We start from the raw sequence: 18909 nt of genomic DNA, 5'->3' as shown, positions 1-18909 counted from the left end.
CTGCTCCCCGGGTCTTATCTTTGGATGTCTGCGAGGCTTTCCCGCAGCAATCCTGTCAAGAAATCGGCCACGACCCCCTGGCCGGTTTCGTCTGTTATGAGATCGTTCCTGATTTCGATCATGACGTTGAGAAGCCCCGCCGGCAGGGCGTGGACTTCCAGCGTATGCGTCACGCCGTCCGCCGGCCCGTAAGGCTCGTTGCGCTCGACGCGATAGAGATGCGTGTCGGCTGCGGCCTGCAGCATCCGGTCGGCAAGCCGGCTGTCGGTATCGTGAAGCACGCCGATCTCGACGGGACGCTCTTTGCCGAAATAGACCGGCGTGAAGCTGTGAATGGTGACGAGGACCGTCTGAAGCCCCCTTGCCCGCCGTGCCGCGATCTCTTCGCGGATGCGGCCGTGGAACGGCAGATAGAGTGCCGTGGTCCGGCGCGATTTTTCTGCCTCCGACAGGTTTTCGTTGCCGGGAATCCGGAAGATCTCGGACACGTCGCGGATGGCGGCGGGCGAATCCGGCGGCCGATTGCAGTCGTAGATGAGCCGCGAAAACCGCTGGTGGATCAGCGTCGCGCCGAGGCTCTTCGACATCAGTTGCGAGACCGCAAGCGCCCCCGGATCCCAAGCGATATGCGAGGCAAGCGCATCCTTCGAAAGCCCGAGATCGCCATAACGTTCCGGCAGGCGTCGCGAGGCATGCTCGCAGACGAGAAGCACCTCTCCCCGGCCGCCTGCATTGTCCACGGCAACGGGCTCGCCATCCGCCTCCGAGAAGAATTCCGACTGGACCAGCATGAACGCGTTCCGGGAAAAATCGTTTAAATTGGATTAAGAAGAGAATTCTTCACTTTCCGGCCGTCGTCAACGTGATTCTGAAATTTTCTCTTCACTCGCTCCATTGACACCCGTCACAAAAGTACTTTTAACTCGTGTCATAAACCGGCGAAGACCGGAGGGAACAGCTTTCGTGCCAGCAACTGCGCGCACCGTATCGGATGTCATTCGTGTTCGTTACGACAGCTTGACGCGCGCGGAAAAACAGTTGGCCGACAGCCTATTGGAGAATTATCCGGTGTCGGGGCTCGGCAGCATCACTGTGATCGCGGAGAACGCCGGCGTTTCGACGCCGACGGTTGCACGCATGGTGCAGAAGCTCGGCTACAAGGGCTATCCGGAATTTCAGTCGCATCTCCACCAGGAGCTCGAGGCGACGATCTCCAACCCGATCGCCAAACACGACCGCTGGGCCTCCAATGCGCCGGGCACCCATATCCTCAACCGCTTCGCCGACGCCATCACCGCCAATCTGCGCGATACGCTTTCGGATCTCAACACGACCACTTTCGAAGGGGCGGCCGCACTTCTGCGTGATCGCAACCGCGGCATCTATTTCGTCGGCGGCCGCATCACGGGCGCACTGGCCGAATACTTCTTTACCCATATGCAGGTCATCCGCCCCAGGACGACACTCATTTCGACCAATTCCAGTTCCTGGCCGCAGCATGTTCTCAACATGAGCGCCGGCGACGTTCTGGTGATCTTCGACATCCGCCGCTACGAGCAGGAGATGGCGACGCTGGCAGAGGCCGCACGGGCCAACGGCGTCGTCATCATCTTGTTGACCGACGTCTGGGCCTCGCCCGTCGCCAAACATGCGCAGCATACATTCAAGGTGCGGATCGAGGCGCCGTCGGCCTGGGACAGCTCCGTCATCACCCTCTTCGTCGTCGAGGCGCTGATCGAGGCGGTGCAGAGCGCGACATGGGAGGAAACCCGCGAACGCATGAACTCTCTGGAAGGTCTTTTCGAGCGGACGATGCTGTTCCGCCGGCCGGGCCGCCAGGGCCGTCCCGACTGATTGTCGGGGCTAAGAAATATGCCGGCAATCCGGGAGTTTCATGAGCAAATGCTCATCCTCCGGGCTGTCACATACGATACATGAACTGGCTCTACGAGTCGCGCCGAAACGATCCGGACCACACGATCTGAACCCTAGGAGGATACCTTGCTTAACAAGATCCAACGTCTTCTTTCCCTGACGACCGCCATCGTCATCGCCTCCACCGCCATCGCGGCCGCCGAACCGAGCGCCGAGCTGATCGCAGCCGCCAAGAAGGAAGGCACGCTGACCACGATCGCCCTGCCCCATAGCTGGTGCGGTTACGGCGACGTCATCGCCGGCTTCAAGGCAAAATACGGCCTCGAGGTCAACGAACTCAACCCGGATGCCGGTTCGGGCGACGAAATCGAAGCGATCAAGGCCAACAAGGGCAACAAGGGCCCGCAGGCTCCCGACGTCATCGACGTCGGCCTGTCGTTCGGCCCGTCCGCCAAGGCCGAAGGCCTGATCCAGCCTTACAAGGTCTCCACCTGGGATTCGATCCCGGCCGACGCCAAGGATGCCGACGGCTACTGGTACGGCGACTACTACGGCGTTCTGGCCTTCCTGGTGAACAAGGACCTCGTCAAGACGTCCCCGAAGGACTGGCCTGACCTTCTGAAGTCCGACTACGCCAATGCCGTCGCACTCGCCGGCGATCCGCGCAGCGCCAACCAGGCCGTCCAGGGCGTTTTCGCTGCCGGCCTCTCCGGCGCAAAGGGGCGACGCCGCCAAGGCCGGCGACGAAGGCCTGAAGTTCTTCGCCGAACTCAACAAGAAGGGCAATTTCGTTCCGGTCACCGGCAAGGCCGCCCCGTTCGCGCAGGGCACCACGCCGATCATCGTCGCCTGGGACTATAACGCGCTGTCCTGGGGCGAAAGCCTGAAGGGCAACCCGCCCTTCGAGGTCGTGGTTCCGGCAAGCGGCGTCGTCGCGGGCGTCTACGTCCAGGCGATCTCCGCCTTCGCGCCGCATCCGAACGCTGCGAAGCTGTGGATGGAATACCTCTATTCCGACGAAGGTCAGCTCGGCTGGCTGAAGGGATATTGCCACCCGATCCGCTTCAACGATCTTGCCAAGAACAACAAGATCCCGAAGAACCTGCTCGACGCCCTGCCCCCGGCAGCGGCCTACGAGAAGGCCGTATTCCCGACGCTCGCCCAGCAGGCTGCCGCCAAGGAAACCATTACCAAGAAATGGGATAGCGTCGTCGGCGCCAACGTCGCAAAGTAACAGGAACAACACTGAACTCCCGCGCCGCCCGGCGCGGGAGTTTCCCCCTTTTACCCTGGATGGCCAGCATTCATGACCACCGCTTCCACGTCATTCATCGATCGCCGGACAGTCATAGACTGGCTTGGCATCGTGCCGTTCATGGTGTTTGCCCTCGCCTTCCTGATTGTCCCGACGCTCTATCTGATCGTCGGCGCCTTCTTCAATCCGGCCGGCGAATTCACGTTTCAGAACATTGTCGATCTCTTTTCGCCGTCCATTCTGAGCGCCTACTGGATCAGCATCCGGGTATCCGTCGCCTCGGCGCTGGGTGGCGCATTGATCGGCTTTTTCCTCGCCTGGGCTGTCGTTCTCGGCGGCGTGCCGTCGTGGATCCGCTCCAGCTTGCTTACATTTTCAGGCGTTGCGTCGAACTTTGCCGGCGTACCGCTCGCCTTTGCTTTCCTGGCGACGCTTGGCCGTACCGGTCTGGTCACGGTCTTCATGCGGGACTGGTTCGGCTTCAATCTCTATTCGACCGGCTTCAACCTTCTCTCCTTCTTCGGCCTGACGATTACCTACATGTTCTTCCAGATCCCGCTGATGGTGCTGATCCTGACACCGGCGCTGGACGGATTGAAGAAGGAATGGCGCGAGGCGTCCGAGATCCTCGGCGCATCCAGCTGGCAATACTGGCGCATGGTCGTGCTGCCGATTCTCTGGCCGAGCCTGATGGGTGCCACGCTCCTCCTCTTCGCAAACGCCTTCGGCGCGATTGCGACCGCCTTTGCGCTGACCGGTGCGTCGCTCAACATCGTCCCGATCCTGCTCTACGCCCAGATCCGCGGCGACGTGCTGCATAACCCGAATCTCGGCTACGCCCTCGCCCTCGGCATGATCGTCATCACCGGCATTTCCAACATTCTCTACATCTGGCTGCGCAGCCGCGCAGAACGGTGGCAGAAATGAAGGTGCACAAGATCTTCGCCTGGATCGCGATCGCTATCGGCGCCATCTATTTCTTCGTGCCGCTGATCGGCACGTTCGAGTTCTCGCTGCGCATGCGACGCGGCGTCTATTCCTTCGATGCCTACCAGTCGGTATTTACCGACGCCCAGTTCCGCGCCACCTTCGGCTTCTCGATGCTGATGGCGCTGGTGACGATCGTCGTCGGAATGCTGCTCATCGTGCCGACCGCCTATTGGGTGCGGCTGCGCCTGCCGCAGATGCGGCCGGTCGTCGAATTCATCACGCTCCTGCCGCTCGTCATCCCGGCGATCGTCATCGTGTTCGGCTACCTGCGCCTCTACAATTCCTCGTCCTGGATCCCGTTCACCGGCTCGACGCAGGGCACGAACATCCTGCTGACCTTCTCCTACGTTACCCTGGCACTTCCTTACATGTACCGCTCGGTCGACACGGCGATGCGCACTATCGACGTACGGACGCTGACCGAGGCCGCCGAAATCCTCGGCGCCAAATGGCCGACGATCATGTTCCGCTGCATTTTCCCGAACGTCATGTCGGGCGTGCTCTCGGGCGCCTTCATCACGTTTGCGATCGTCATGGGCGAATTCACCATGGCGGCCCTTCTCAACCGTCCGGCCTTCGGCCCCTATCTCCAGCTCGTCGGCGCCAACAAGGCTTACGAGCCTTCGGCGCTGGCGGTCATTGCGTTTGCGATCACCTGGCTCTCGATGGGTCTGATCCAGCTCGTTTCCCGTTTCGGCAAATTGTCGCCGGCCAGGCCTTAAGGAATTTTGATGTCGTTCCTCGTTCTCGAAAGTATCAAGAAGAGTTTCGGCCAGACCCAGGTCGTCAAGGACTTCAACATGTCCATCGAGAAAGGCGAGTTCGTCTCCTTTCTCGGACCATCGGGCTGCGGCAAGACGACCGTGCTGCGCATGATCGCCGGGTTCGAAAGCCCGAGCGACGGGGCGATCTCGATCAACGGCCGGAACCAGAATGCGCTGAAGACCAACCAGCGCAATATCGGCATGGTCTTCCAGGGCCTATGCGCTGTTCCCGAACATGAACGTTTTCGACAACGTCGCCTTCGGCTTGAAGGTGGCCGGCAAGTCCAAGACGGAGATCGAAACGCGCGTCAAGGAAATGCTGAAGCTGATCAGCCTCGACCATCTTGCCGACCGTTACCCCTACCAGATGTCCGGCGGCCAGCAGCAGCGCGTGGCGCTCGCCCGCGCGCTTGCGCCGAAGCCGCAGGTCCTGCTGCTCGACGAGCCGCTGTCGGCGCTCGATGCCAAGATCCGTGTTTCGTTGCGCGAAGAGATTCGTGAAATCCAGCGCCGGCTCGGGATCACCACCGTCTTCGTGACGCACGACCAGGAAGAGGCCCTGTCGATCTCCGACCGCGTCGTCGTCATGAATGCCGGCCGCGCCGACCAGATCGGCACGCCGTCGGAAATCTACAATCGTCCGACCACCCGGTTCGTGGCCTCCTTCGTCGGCACGCTCAACATCATCGAGGCAACCGTCGTCGATCCGGCGGCCAACACCGTCAAGGTCGGCGAAAACACCATCAGGCTGAGGGAATCGATCGGCGCGCTGAAGGGCGGCGACAAGCTCTCGATCGCGCTGCGCCCCGAAGCGGGCTCGCTGCTCGAAAATGCCAAGGGTGACACCTCGCTGACCGGCCAGGTGATCTCCTCGCATTTCCTGGGCTCGGTCATCCGCACCAAGCTCGATGTCGGCGGAAACCAGATCTCCTTCGACATGTTCAATTCGCCGGATGCGGTCCTGCCGCAATCGGGCGAAACCCTGACGCTGCGCTTCAACGCCCACGATTTCCTGATCATCCGCGACTGATCGCGGAGGACTGACGGTCCGCAGACGAAAACGGCATCCTCGCGGATGCCGTTTGCATTTGGTCAATCTCAGGCGGCGGCAATCTCAGGCAGCGTCGTCGACCGCATCCTGGCCGGACTTCGGTACGTAGTTGAGGACCGGCCCCAGCCAGCGCTCCGCTTCCTCGATCGACATGCCCTTGCGCTTGGCGTAATCCTCGACCTGGTCGCGCTCGACCTTGGCCACGCCGAAATAATAGGACGCCGGATGGCCGATATAGAGGCCGGAGACCGACGAACCAGGCCACATTGCGTAGCTTTCCGTCAGGACGACGCCGGTCGCCTCTTCCGCGTCGAGCAGCCGGAACAGCGTCGCCTTTTCCGTGTGGTCGGGCTGGGCCGGATAACCGGGCGCCGGGCGGATGCCGTGATACGCCTCGGTGATCAGGTCTTCCGCCGAGAACGTCTCGTCGGGGGCATAACCCCAGAATTCCTTGCGGACCTGCTCGTGCATGCATTCGGCAAAAGCTTCCGCAAAACGGTCGGCCAGCGCCTTGACGAGGATCGACGAATAATCGTCGTTCGCCCGTTCGAACCGCTCGGCGATCGCCACTTCCTCGATGCCGGCCGTGACGACGAAACCGCCAACATAGTCCTCGAGACCGGTCGCGACCGGTGCGACGAAATCCGACAGCGCCACGTTCGGGCGGCCATCCCGCTTCGAAAGCTGCTGGCGCAGTGTGAAGAAGGTCGCCAGTTCCTCGGCGCGGCTTTCATCCGTGTAGACGCGGATATCGTCGCCGACCGCGTTGGCCGGCCAGAAGCCGATCACCGCCCGCGGCCGGAACCACTTTTCCGCAATGATCTTGTCGAGCATCGCCTGCGCATCGGCATAAAGCTGGCGCGCAGCCTCGCCCTGCTTCTCGTCCTGGAGGATCGCCGGGAAACGGCCCTTCAGCTCCCAGGTCTGGAAGAACGGCGTCCAGTCGATATATTTCGCCAGTTCCGCAAGATCATAGGTCTCGAACACCTTCGTGCCGGTGAACTGCGGCTTCTTGGGTTGATAGGAAGACCAGTCGACCTTCTCGGCATTGTCGCGCGCGCGGGAGATCGGCAGTCGGGTCTTTTCCGCTTCCGAGCGTGCATGCGCCGCAGCCACCTTGGCGTATTCCGCCTGCACCGTGCTGATGTAGTTCGGCTTTCCGTCTTCGGAGAGAAGCGCTGACACCACGCCGACCGCACGGCTGGCATCGGTGACATAGATCGCCTGGCCGCGATCGTAGCGCGGATGGATCTTGACCGCCGTATGGACGCGGCTGGTCGTCGCCCCGCCGATCAGCAGCGGAATGTCGAAACCCTGGCGCTCCATTTCGGATGCCACATGCACCATCTCGTCGAGCGACGGGGTGATCAGGCCGGAAAGCCCGATGATGTCGACCTTCTCGGCAATAGCCGTCTCCAGGATCTTGGTCGCCGGCACCATCACCCCGAGATCGATGATCTCGTAATTGTTGCAGGCAAGCACGACCCCGACGATGTTCTTGCCGATATCGTGGACGTCACCCTTGACGGTCGCCATCAGCACCTTGCCGGCCGACTTGTTCTGGTCACCGCCGTTGAGGCGCTTTTCCTCTTCCATGTAAGGCAGAAGCACGGCCACGGCCTGCTTCATCACGCGGGCGGACTTCACCACCTGCGGCAGGAACATTTTTCCCGAGCCGAACAGGTCGCCGACGACGTTCATGCCCGCCATCAGCGGACCTTCGATCACATGGAGAGGCCGTTCCGCATTCTGGCGAGCCTCTTCCGTGTCAATCTCGATGAACTCGTTGATGCCGTTGACGAGCGCGTGCGAGAGGCGCTTCTCGACGGGCCATTCGCGCCAGGCGAGATCCTTTTCCTTGGCTTCCTTCGATCCTGTGCCGCGATAGCGCTCGGCAATGTCGAGCATCCGCTCCGTCGCATCGTCGCGGCGGTTCAGCACGACATCCTCGCAGGCCTCGCGCAGTTCCGGGTCGATGTTCTCGTAGATCGCCAGCTGGCCGGCATTGACGATGCCCATGTCCATGCCCGCCTGGATGGCGTGATAGAGGAACACGGCATGCATCGCCTCGCGCACCGGCTCGTTGCCGCGGAACGAGAAGGACAGGTTCGAGACGCCGCCCGAGACATGCACGAGCGGCATGCGCTCACGGATCGTCTTCGTCGCCTGGATGAAGGCGAGCCCGTAGCCGTTATGCTCCTCGATGCCCGTCGCGACGGCAAAGATGTTCGGGTCGAAAATGATGTCTTCCGGCGGGAAATCCGCCTCTTCGGTCAGCAGCTTGTAGGCGCGTTCGCAGATCGCCACCTTGCGCTCGTAGGTATCGGCCTGGCCCTGCTCGTCGAAGGCCATGACCACGACGGCCGCGCCGTAGTTGCGCAACAGCTTGGCCTGGGCGATGAACTTCTCCTCGCCCTCCTTCATCGAGATCGAGTTGACGACCGGCTTGCCCTGCACGCATTTGAGGCCCGCCTCCATGATCTCGAACTTGGACGAGTCGAGCATGATCGGCACCCGGGCGATATCCGGCTCGGCGGCGATGAGATTGACGAATTCGACCATCGCCCGCTGCGAGTCGATCAGGCCCTCGTCCATGTTGATGTCGATGATCGAAGCGCCGTTTTCCACCTGGTCACGGGCAATCGCGAGTGCTGCGGTAAAATCGCCCGCTGTGATCAGCTTGCGGAATTTCGCCGAGCCGGTGACGTTGGTGCGCTCGCCGACGTTGACGAACGGCACGTCCTTGGTGAACTCGAAGGGTTCGAGGCCCGCAAGCGACATGAACGGCCGGTGTTCCGGCACTTCGCGCGGCTTGTGCGGCGCGACCGCTTCGGCGATCGCGCGGATATGCTCCGGCGTCGATCCGCAGCAGCCGCCGACGACGTTGACCAGGCCTTCCTCGGCAAAGCCTTTGATCTGGCGGGCCATGTCTTCCGGCGATTCGTCATAGCCGCCGAACGAGTTCGGCAGGCCGGCATTCGGATAGGCGGAGATGAACGTGTCGGCGACGCTCGAGAGCTCCTGCAGATGCGGCCGCATCGCATCGGCGCCGAGCGCACAGTTGAGGCCGACCGTGAAGGGCTTCGAATGACGGATGGAGGACCAGAAGGCCGACGGCGTCTGGCCGGACAGGGTGCGGCCGGAAAGGTCGGTGATCGTGCCGGAGATCATCACCGGCAGGCGGATGCCCTTCGCCTCGAAACGCTCCGCGCAGGCGAAGATCGCCGCCTTGGCGTTCAGCGTATCGAAGATCGTCTCGATCAGGATGATGTCGGCGCCGCCGTCGATCAGTCCGTCGAGCTGTTCGCCATAGGCGATACGCAGGTCGTCGAATGTCACCGCCCGATAACCGGGATTGTTGACGTCGGGAGAAATGGAGGCGGTGCGGTTGGTCGGGCCGATCGCGCCGGCGACGAACCGGCGGCGGCCGTCTTCCTTCTGTGCCCGAAGCACCGCGCGCCGCGCCAGCCGCGCGCCGTCACGGTTCAGGTCGTAAACCGCATTCTCCATCTGGTAGTCGGCCTGGGCGATGCGAGTCGACGAGAACGTGTTGGTCTCGATGATGTCGGCACCGGCCTTGGCGTAACGATAATGGATGTCCTCGACCGCCTGCGGCTGCGATAGAATCAGAAGGTCGTTATTGCCCTGCTGGTGGCAGGCGCAGCCGGCGAAACGCTCGCCGCGGAAATGCCCCTCGTCAAAACCCAGGCCCTGGATTTCTGTGCCCATCGCGCCATCGATGACGAGGATGCGCTCGCGCGCGGCCGCCTTGAGTGCCGCCAGAATCTCCGCGCCATCGCGAGCGGCGGCCTCGGGACCAAAGAGTTCGTCGAACATGGCACTGCCCTTCATCATTTCCGGATCGTTCAATAACCGCATAAAGATATGTTTATGTCAATATATAACCATCATATCAAGCGATATAAGCCGATACAGGTCGGACGGAGAATAGTCGATGACATGAAACCGGCTGGGCGTTATAGGCGTTCTGATCCCAATGCCCCGCCATAGCGATTCCGAGGTTTTCATGAGCGACACCGGTCAGACAGAAGCCAAGTGGGCGAGCCTTCCCTATCATCGTCGCTGGCTCATGAACGAGGCCGACGAGCTCTTCAATTTTTTCCAGTACCGGGCGATGAACCCAAAGGGCGGTTTCTTCGATCTCGACGACCAGGGTTCGCCGATCGGCGGCACCAATCCGACGCGAGGCATCCATGCCTCTGCGCGTATGGTGCACTGCTTCTCGATCGCCTACCTGCTCGGCCGTCCCGGCTCCGGCGACATCATCGATCACGGCATGCGCACCCTCTGGGAGCGCCATCGCGATAGCGAATATGGCGGTTATTTCTGGCAGGTCAACGATGACGGCGCGGCCGATTCGGCCAAGCAGGGTTACGGGCACGCCTTCGTGCTGCTCGCCGCCTCCTCGGCAAAGGTCGCCGGCCATCCTCTCGCCGACCAGATGCTGGCCGACATCACGGAAGTCCTGGAAACGAAGTTCTGGGAACCCCGGCACGGTGCGATCGCGGAGGAGTTCAATCGTGACTGGTCGCCGATCGACGGCGGTAGCTATCGCGGCCAGAATTCCAACATGCACCTCACCGAAGCGCTGATGGCCGCTTTCGAGGCGACCGGCGAGAAGGCTTATCTCGACAAGGCGGAAAGCATTGCCGACCTGGTCATCCGCCGCTCCGCCGGCAGCGTCGGTTTCCGGGTCGCCGAACATTTCGATCCCGAATGGACGATCGACAAGGACTATTACCATCCGGACGAGATGTTCCGCCCCGCCGGCACCACGCCCGGCCACTGGCTGGAATGGTCGCGACTGTTGCTGCAACTCTGGGCACTGGGGGACAAAAAACACGGCTGGATGCCGGACGCGGCGAAATCGCTGTTCGTCCAGTCCATGTCACTGGGCTGGGACAAACAGAAGGGCGGCTTCTTCTACACGCTCGACTGGCAGGACAGGCCCGCCAAGACCAACAAGCTCTGGTGGCCCATGTGCGAGGCGGCCGGCGCCGCGCATTTCCTCAACGAGCATCTGCCTGCCGACGATTTCCACGAGGACAGCTACCGGCTGATCTGGGGCACGATCGCCAACCGTTTCATCGATCACAAAAACGGCGGTTGGCACGAGGAACTGACCGAGGATCTCGTCCCGGCCCATACCCTCTTCCCCGGCAAGGGCGACATCTATCACGCCCTGCAGGCCTGCCTCATTCCGCTGTTCCCTGCAAACGGCAGCCTGACGAAGGTCATCGTCGAGGCCGAAGGGCGTATCTGAAGCATGTCGTCAACGTCACCCCATGGTGACGGAACCATCCATGCCTGCATCAGTTTCCCGTGTCACCGATTTGTAACATCGGGATATGGTGGAACCATGCTCAACGTTCTCGCGGAAGAGTTTTCACACGAGGCGCCCGTTGCGATCGAAGTGCTTCTGGTGAGGCTGGTCGGCGCAACAATCCTCTGCGGCTTGATCGGCCTCGAACGCCAGTTCCGCAACAATTCCGCCGGCCTGCGCACCAACATGCTGATCGGACTCGCCTCCGCCGTGTTCACCCTCGCCGGGCTGCAGATCATGCATGAATTCGGAAACCGCCCCGAGACGGTCCAGATCGACCCGACCCGCCTCATCGAGGCCGTCACCGCCGGGATCGCTTTTCTCGCCGCCGGCGTCATCTTCCAGATGCGCGGCAATGTGAAGGGCCTGACCACCGGCGCCAGCATGTGGCTGTCGGGCGCGATCGGGCTCTGCGTCGGCCTCGGCATGTGGATCGTCGCAATGACGGCGACCGGCGCCGGCATCATCATCCTCTGGCTGCTGCGCAAGACCGAAGTGCCCGCCGGCATGAAAGACGAATAGCCGCTCAGTCGTCCCTGCGCGGAACGACCATTGCCCGTATGTGCGTCGTCAGCAACTCATAGTCATAGGGCTTGGTGATCAGCGCGGTCTGGCTGAGAGCCTCCGATCCGGGCACGTTGCGGTCGCCGGTCGCGAAGATCACCGGCAGATCCGGCCGCGTTTCGCGCAATTTCAGGACGAGCTGCAATCCGCTCATATCAGGCAGATGGACGTCGGTAACGAGGATGTCGATCGGATCGCTGCCGGCCGCGGCAAGCGCTTCGGCAGCCGATCCGGCCTCGATCACGGTCATGCCGGCATCCTGCAGGAAATCGGCCGTCGAGATGCGGATCAGCGCCTCGTCCTCCACCAGCAGGACGGCTATCGGCAGATCCGGCGCCGACGGTTGTTCGGCGGCAGGTTTGGCCGAAGCCGTCTCCAAAGGGCCTTCCGGCAAGCGCGGCTGTGGAGCCTGCCTATTCTGATCGATCACCTGGCGGATCTTTCGGGCGAGCGCCTCCCGCGTGTAGGGCTTGCTCAGCAGGTTGACGCCCGGGTCGAGCCGCCCGCCATGGACGATCGAGTTTTCGGTGTAGCCCGACGTGAACAGCACGCCGAGATGCGGCAGCCGCTCCTTGGCCCTCTTGGCGAGATCCTGGCTCTTCAGCCGGCCCGGCATCACCACGTCCGTAAACAGGCAGTCGATCGGCACGCCGCTTTCGATGATCGCCAGCCCGCTGTCGGCGTCCTTGGCCCGCAGGACCCGGTATCCCAGTTCGGCAAGCAGGCTGACCGTGATTTCCCGCACCGCTTCGTCGTCCTCGACGACCAGGATCGTCTCGTTTCCGCCGAGGGCAGCGGCACTGGCATTTTCGGCGACCACGTCCTCGTCCTCCATCGATCGCGGAAGATAGATCCGTACCGTGGTGCCATTTCCCGGCTCGCTGTAGATCCGGATATGCCCGCCGGACTGCTTGACGAAACCGTAGACCATCGACAGGCCGAGGCCTGTCCCCTTGCCTTCCGGCTTGGTGGTGAAGAAGGGATCGAAGACCTTGTCAAGGATGTCGGCCGTCATGCCCGTACCGGTATCGGAGACCGCAAGCATCACGTATTGGCCGGTCTCGATGTCGAACGTGCGGCGCGCATACTCGTCGTCGAGATAGGCATTGCCGAGTTCGATCGTCAGCTTGCCCTGCCCGTTCATCGCATCGCGCGCATTGATCGCGAGGTTGAGGAGCGCGTTTTCGACATTGCTCGGATCGACCAGCGTGTTCCACAGACCGCCGCCGACGATCGTGTCGATCTCGATCGCTTCTCCGAGGCTGCGCCTCAGCAGATGATCCATCTCGCGGATCAGGCGGCTCAGATTGATCACCTTCGGCGAAAGCGGCTGGCGGCGGCCGAATGCGAGAAGCTGCGATGCAAGCCGGGCGCCGCGCGAAGCCCCCGCAAGCGCGCTGTTCAACCGCCTTTCGGCAACGTCGTTGCCCGCAAATTCCCGGCCGAGAAGCTGAAGATTGCCGGTGATCACCTGCAGGAGATTGTTGAAATCGTGGGCGATGCCGCCGGCGAGATTGCCGATCGCCTCCATCTTCTGGCTCTGGCGAAGCACTTCCTGCGTCCGCTCGAGTTCGATCGTTCTTTCCTCGACCCGGTGGCCGAGGGTTTCCGCGAGGTTCGAAAGCTCCGATTCGGTTTTCTTCTGCTCGTCGATATCGGTATTGGTGGCAACCCAGAGGGTGATCTCACCCTCGGCATTCTTGATCGGCACCGCACGGCTGATGAACCAGCGATAAACGCCGTCGTGGCGGCGAAGGCGGATTTCCGTCTCCAGCCGGCCTCCGGTGCGCAAGGCCTCGGCCCAGGCGGCGGCAATCCGGGATGAATCGTCCGGATGGAGCATCTCGGAACGCCGCTCCCTGTCGAAATAGAAGGACTCCAGGCCGCTATAGGTGAAGATCTGGTCGTTGCACCATTGCATCCGGCCGTCCGGCGTCGCCGTCCACACATGTGTGGGCAAGGACTGCGCGAGCGTCCTGAAACGGTCCTCGTTTTCGCGGGCCGCCTCCTGTGCACGGCGAAGCTCCGTGACGTCCTGCCCCTGCACGAAAATTCCCGAGACCATCCCGTCGTGATCGCGGATCGGCTGATAAACGAAATCGAGAAAGCGCTCTTCTCGCTCAGCGCTTTCGGAGGACTGGAAAACGACGCGCGCGCCATAGGCGCTATAGGGCGTGCCGGTGCGGTAAACCTCGTCGAGCAGCTCATAGACACCCTGACTGGCGACATCCGGCAGAGCCTCGCGCACCGTCTTGCCGATCAGGTCCTCGCGGCCGACGATCGTCCGGTACGAACTGTTGACGATCGAGAACACATGCTCCGGGCCGCGCAGCACTGCCATGAAGCCAGGCGCCTGCTCGAACAGCATGCGCAGATATTCCCGCTCCTCACCGAGCGCGGCATTCTGCCCCTGGACCGCATCGGCCCGGCGCATCAGATCCGTATGGACCTTGAGGGCGCTGTCGCCCACGGACCGGCTGCGCAGCAGGTGAAGTTCGGTCACATCCACCGTATGCTGCAGGATGAAGATCAGCCGCCCCGACTCGTCCTTGATGGGAGTATGGGTTGCGCTCCAGTAACGATCTTCGAGCTCTCCATCGAGGCCCGGGATCGGATAGGGGATGAGCGGCAGGTGATCCACCTCTGCGGTGGAAAGGACCTTGGCGAAGGACTGGCGCAGCAGCCGGCCCGGGACGGAATCCGGTTCGCTTGGAAACGCGTCGAACATGTTACGGCCGACAAGCTCTTCACGGCTGCGCCCCGTCACCGCCAGATAAGCGTCGTTCATTCCGACAAGCCGCAATTCCCGGTCGAGTATGACATAGGGATTGGGCGAGAGATTAAACAACTGATTCAGATCGATTTCGGAAAGCTCCGTCAGTCTGAACATGCGCCGTCCCTGATGCCAATGCATCACAGGTTATAGGGTTTCCGCAATTATTGACAATTGAAATCAGGAGGGTTCGGGAAATCTCCCACGGGATTATCGCTATACGCTAAAAGACATCTAACGCCCCGATTTTGCTCCCGGTTCAGGCGCCGACCTGTGCGGGATCGGGCTCGATTACTTGATCCGAATCCGCTGCCTTTCCACCGGTTGGACGAAAAGCCGGGCGACCTCGTCGGCCGGCATCGCCTTGCCGTAACGGTAGCCCTGTCCCGCCTCGCAGCCCATCAGGCGGAGCGCCGCCTCCTGTTCCTCGGTCTCGATGCCTTCGGCAATCGTCCTCAACCCCAGTTCCCTGCTGAGCATGATCAGCGCCCGGGTAATGGCCGCATCGCGCGGCTTGGTCAGGAGATCGCGGACGAACCCCATGTCGATCTTGAGGGTCGTCAGCGGATAACGCTGCAGCGAGCCGAGCGAGGCATAGCCGGTACCGAAATCGTCGAAGGCGATGCCGACGCCGAGTTCGCGCAGCGCCTGGATCGATTCGAGCGACTGGTCGTCGTCGTTGAGCGTGACCGTCTCGGTGATCTCGATCTCGAGGAAACGCGGATCGAGCGCGTAGCGTGCAATCAGGTCGACGACGCTACGCGCCAGATCGCCGGCCCGGACCTGCGCCGGAAACAGGTTGATGCCCATCTTGATCGGCGGATAACCGGCCGCATCCCAGGCGGCCATCTGCCGGCCCGCCTCGTCCAGCACCCAGAAGCCGACGTCGAGCGCGATCGAACTCTGCTCCAGAGCCGGGAGAAAGGCGGCCGGCGACAGGAGACCGCGCTCGGGATGCTGCCAGCGGATGAGCGCCTCGACGGCCGAATACCTCGCCGGTGTCGAGCATCACCTGGGGCTGGTAATGCAGCACCAACTCTTGCCTGTTCAGCGCCCGCAGCAACTCGTCCCGCAGCATTCGCTTTGCCAGGGTCTCGCTGCGCATCGACTGTTCGAACATGCGCACGACGCGGCCGCCGGCCTGCTTGGCCCGGTAGAGCGCGAAGTCGGCACCGGCGATCAGCTCCTCGGAATCGGAACCATGGTTCGGCGCGAGCGAAAAGCCGACGCTCGCCCCGATGCGGAACGTGTGCCCGGCGACCTCGAACGGGATCTTGAAAGCCTCGATCACCGCATTTGCGGTTTTCTGGGCGACGAGGGGATCCCCGGTTCCGGGAATGAGAATGGCGAATTCGTCGCCGCCGAACCGGGAGACCGTGACGTTACGGTCGAGCACCGCCGGCAATCTTACGCCGATCGCCTGCAGCAGGGAATCGCCGACGCCGTGCCCCAGGCGATCGTTGACGTCCTTGAACCCATCGAGGTCGAAGAGCAGCACCGCGAGCGGCCGGTTGCGTGCCAGTTCCTCGCGCAGAAGGTCCTCGAAACGGTGCCGGTTGCACAAGCCGGTGAGCGTATCCTGGCTTGCAAGCCTCAGGAGCCGGACGTCGCGGTCGCGCCGTTCGGATATGTCCTTGATGATGGCGCCGACGCCGACGCCGCGCGGATCGTGCCAGATCGAAAGCGCCATTTCGATCGGAAACTCCGTGCCATCCTTGCGGCATGCCGAAATCTCGACGGTCTTGCCCTTGAGCATGGAGCTGCCGCCCGCGGCCACGCGCGCGAGGCCGGCGTTGTGTGCGGCGCGGAAGCGTTCCGGCACGATCAGATCGAGCGAGCCGCCGACCATTTCCTCGCGGCTGAAACCGAACATGTCGAGCGCCGCCCGGTTGACGAACTCGACCCGGCCGGTGGGATCGACGGTAATCATCGAAAGCTCGGTGGCATCCGCAAAGTTGGCAGCCGTCGCCTGCGGTATGCCCTCGCGACGCAATTCCATGTGCTCCATGACCATGGCGGCAAGGCCGGCGAGCGTTCGCCGTTCCCGCTCGGAAAAGTGTTCGCGCACCTGCGTGTCGGCGATGCACAGCGCTCCCAGCCGAAAACCGTCCGGTGAGATCAGCGGCGCACCGGCATAAAACCGGATGAAGGGTTCGCCGGTGACGATCGGCAGGCCGGAGAACCGCGCATCCAACCGCGCATCGGAGACGACGAGAACATCGTCCGTGCGGATCGTGTGATCACAAAAGGATTCGGATCGGTGGGTCTCCTCGATAGCGAGACCCGAACAGGCTTTGAACCATTGCCGATCCTCTTCGATCAGCGTCACGAAGGCCATGCGTGTGGAAAAGAGCTCGGAGGCAAAACGGCAGATGCGGTCGAAACGGTTTTCAGGCCCGGAGCCGGCAATGCGGTAACCCTGCAACGCGTCAAGCCGTCTGCGCTCTGCAATATCGATGCTATCGGCGTAAGACATCTCTGCTCCAGGAACCGGCGGCGGAAACACACCATAGAAATCCATCAATTAGAAAAAGCATAACGACGCGACCCCAAGAAATGAATGGTATTTGGAAGGGGCCGCATTCGTTATGCAGGCCCGAACGGGTTTTTCTCGATTCAAAATGAAAAACCTCCCGGATCGCTATCCGGAAGGCTGTATCGAAAGGGCACAACGTGCCGAGATAGGGCAGGTTTTTACTTCGGAAGATAATAACGGCCGCGTTCGTCGCGCTCCAGACCCTTGGCACGGAAGGTGTCGAGTTCGCGGACGACCTCGCGGCCGTCGCGGCTGCCGACGGCGGCCATCAGTTCCTCGAAATGTTTCGCGCCGTCCTTCAACGCCGCTTCGAGCGACGGAAAACGTTTGCCCGGATAGGTCGGCGCCTGCGGCGTGACGAGTTCCCAGTTCTGGGCATGCTGCATCGGCCAGGTCAGGTCGTAGCCGGCCTTGGCGCCGGTGCGGGAGCCGTGCAGCGACGGATCGAGCGGCGACAGGCGCACACCGGTCGCGATCACCAGATCCCGGTCGGCCTGGAACCTGGTACCGAACGCCCATTCCATCTGGCTGTCGTCGAAGATGTCGATATCCGGATCGACGACGAAGACGTTCTTGACGCCGACGGCGCCGAGGACCGCATAGAGTGCCGAACGCGCTTCGCCCGGATAGGTCTGGCGGATGGAAAAGCGCATGCTCATCGAACCGCCGGCGGCGACCGGCGCATAAACGGCGACCGGCTGGCGCACGACGTCGCCGAGCGTCTTCCAGACGTTCATCTCCATGCGCAACGCCTCAAGGTTGGAGGTGTCGGTGAAGTCCATGCGATTGCCGCTGATGGTGGCGGTCTGGAAGAGCGCATCCTTGCGATGGGTGATGGCGGTGACATGGAAGACCGGATTGGTCTTCACGACGCCGTAATAGCCGAGATACTCGCCGTAAGGCCCTTCCTTCTCCACGTAACCGCGCTCGTCGAAATAACCCTCGATGACCATTTCCGCATCGGCCGGGACCATGATGTCGTTGGTCACGCATTTGACGACCGGCAGCGGCGCGGCACGGAGCGAAGAGATCAGCTCCAGCTCGTCGACCGGCTCCTTCATGGTGGCGGAAACCATGTCGATCGGATGGCAGCCGACCACATAGGCGACGTTCAGTCGCTCGCCGCGTCCGGAAGCGGCCATGTACATCACGCGCAGGTCGCTCGGCGCGATCAGGTCGACGCCCGCTTCCTGTGGGCCGCGCAGCATAAGCCGGCGCATGCCGCAATTGTAGCGGCCGTCCTTCGGGTCGATCGTATAGTCGATCGTCGCGGAAATGTAGGGCGCGCCGTCGAGCGCGTGCTGCACGTGCACCGGCAACCTGAGGAGGTCGGCGTCAGTGCCGGTCAGCACCACCTGCTGCACGGGCGCTTCGTCCTTGGAGAGTTTCACCAGTTCCGGCTTCAGCGACAGGCGGCGACGCATCTCGAGCGCCACGTCGCCGGCCGGCACGCCGAAAGCCTTTGCGAGACGGGAACGGCTTCCGACCACGTTGCCGATCAGCTGCTGGCCTTCCGGGCCCGTATTCTTGAACCAGACGGCCTTCGGATTGTTCTGCAGGATCGCCGCGACCTCGGCCAGATCGACCTTCTCCTCGCGGATCTCAAGCTCGTCGGAGCTCAAGCTCTCGACGAAATTCCTCAGCCGGAAACGGTCGAGATCAAGCGCGGTGGCGGATTGAGTTGTCGTATTGGCGGTCATTCTTCCTCTCCCGAAAACGCGTTTCTGCGCAGGACGTTTTCTAGCCAGAACAGTTGA

Annotated in this window: 11 protein-coding genes and 3 pseudogenes; 8 read left to right on the top strand and 6 right to left on the bottom strand. The window is 62.2% G+C overall.

Translation table 11 applies throughout. The annotated features are described in order from the left end of the window. Positions 1–14: 14 nt before the first annotated feature. Positions 15–791, bottom strand: a complete 777-nt coding sequence (locus ACZ9EJ_RS06325) for an N-formylglutamate amidohydrolase (protein ID WP_046639173.1) — start codon at positions 789–791, stop codon at positions 15–17. A gap of 172 nt (positions 792–963) precedes the next feature. On the opposite strand from ACZ9EJ_RS06325, the gene ACZ9EJ_RS06320 reads away from it, so the two are divergent. From ACZ9EJ_RS06320 to ACZ9EJ_RS06295, 6 genes and pseudogenes are all read left to right on the top strand, one after another. Further along, on the top strand, positions 964–1854 hold the full coding sequence (locus tag ACZ9EJ_RS06320; protein ID WP_046639172.1) for a MurR/RpiR family transcriptional regulator: 891 nt from the start codon (positions 964–966) through the stop codon (positions 1852–1854). Between the two features lie 147 nt (positions 1855–2001). Further along, positions 2002–3109 (top strand): annotated as a pseudogene (locus ACZ9EJ_RS06315) (ABC transporter substrate-binding protein). Between the two features lie 72 nt (positions 3110–3181). Next, the gene (locus ACZ9EJ_RS06310; protein WP_046625883.1) at positions 3182–4057 is read left to right on the top strand and encodes an ABC transporter permease; all 876 of its coding nucleotides are present in this window, start codon (positions 3182–3184) and stop codon (positions 4055–4057) included. Beyond that, the gene (locus ACZ9EJ_RS06305; RefSeq protein ID WP_046639171.1) at positions 4054–4842 is read left to right on the top strand and encodes an ABC transporter permease; all 789 of its coding nucleotides are present in this window, start codon (positions 4054–4056) and stop codon (positions 4840–4842) included. Before ACZ9EJ_RS06310 ends, ACZ9EJ_RS06305 begins: the two co-directional genes overlap by 4 nt. Before the next feature lie 9 nt (positions 4843–4851). Continuing rightward, positions 4852–5377, top strand: a pseudogene (locus tag ACZ9EJ_RS06300) (ABC transporter ATP-binding protein); the annotation flags it as partial. A 93-nt stretch (positions 5378–5470) separates the two neighbouring features. Then, positions 5471–5914: a TOBE domain-containing protein gene (locus ACZ9EJ_RS06295; protein WP_476099705.1), complete on the top strand. Its 444-nt coding sequence runs from the start codon at positions 5471–5473 to the stop codon at positions 5912–5914. A gap of 84 nt (positions 5915–5998) precedes the next feature. On the opposite strand, the gene metH is transcribed toward ACZ9EJ_RS06295, so the two are convergent. Then, the gene (metH, locus tag ACZ9EJ_RS06290) at positions 5999–9772 is read right to left on the bottom strand and encodes a methionine synthase (protein WP_046639333.1); all 3774 of its coding nucleotides are present in this window, start codon (positions 9770–9772) and stop codon (positions 5999–6001) included. Positions 9773–9962: 190 nt separating this feature from the next. Here metH and ACZ9EJ_RS06285 point away from each other — a divergent pair, with 190 nt between their 5' ends. Both ACZ9EJ_RS06285 and ACZ9EJ_RS06280 read left to right on the top strand, forming a co-directional pair. Further along, entirely contained in the window at positions 9963–11219 is a 1257-nt protein-coding gene (locus ACZ9EJ_RS06285; RefSeq protein ID WP_046639332.1) for an AGE family epimerase/isomerase, read from the top strand. A gap of 96 nt (positions 11220–11315) precedes the next feature. Then, positions 11316–11801, top strand: coding sequence for an MgtC/SapB family protein (locus tag ACZ9EJ_RS06280; RefSeq protein ID WP_046639169.1), 486 nt, complete (start codon positions 11316–11318; stop codon positions 11799–11801). Between the two features lie 4 nt (positions 11802–11805). Here ACZ9EJ_RS06280 and ACZ9EJ_RS06275 read toward each other — a convergent pair whose 3' ends face one another. The 4 genes and pseudogenes from ACZ9EJ_RS06275 to ACZ9EJ_RS06260 form a co-directional block, all read right to left on the bottom strand. Continuing rightward, a complete protein-coding gene (locus ACZ9EJ_RS06275) occupies positions 11806–14733 on the bottom strand; it encodes a PAS domain-containing protein (protein WP_046639331.1) in 2928 nt (975 codons plus the stop codon). A 174-nt stretch (positions 14734–14907) separates the two neighbouring features. Further along, a complete protein-coding gene (locus ACZ9EJ_RS06270) occupies positions 14908–15555 on the bottom strand; it encodes an EAL domain-containing protein (protein WP_476099703.1) in 648 nt (215 codons plus the stop codon). 238 nt (positions 15556–15793) lie between these two features. Beyond that, positions 15794–16954, bottom strand: a pseudogene (locus ACZ9EJ_RS06265) (diguanylate cyclase domain-containing protein); the annotation flags it as partial. Positions 16955–17310: 356 nt separating this feature from the next. Further along, positions 17311–18852 (bottom strand): UbiD family decarboxylase, encoded by a 1542-nt coding sequence (locus ACZ9EJ_RS06260; protein ID WP_046639167.1) that lies wholly within the window; start codon positions 18850–18852, stop codon positions 17311–17313. Positions 18853–18909: the final 57 nt, after the last annotated feature.

It is taken from the genome of Neorhizobium sp. USDA 3394, assembly GCF_056280385.1.
This window is presented reverse-complemented; position numbering and strand designations above follow the sequence as displayed.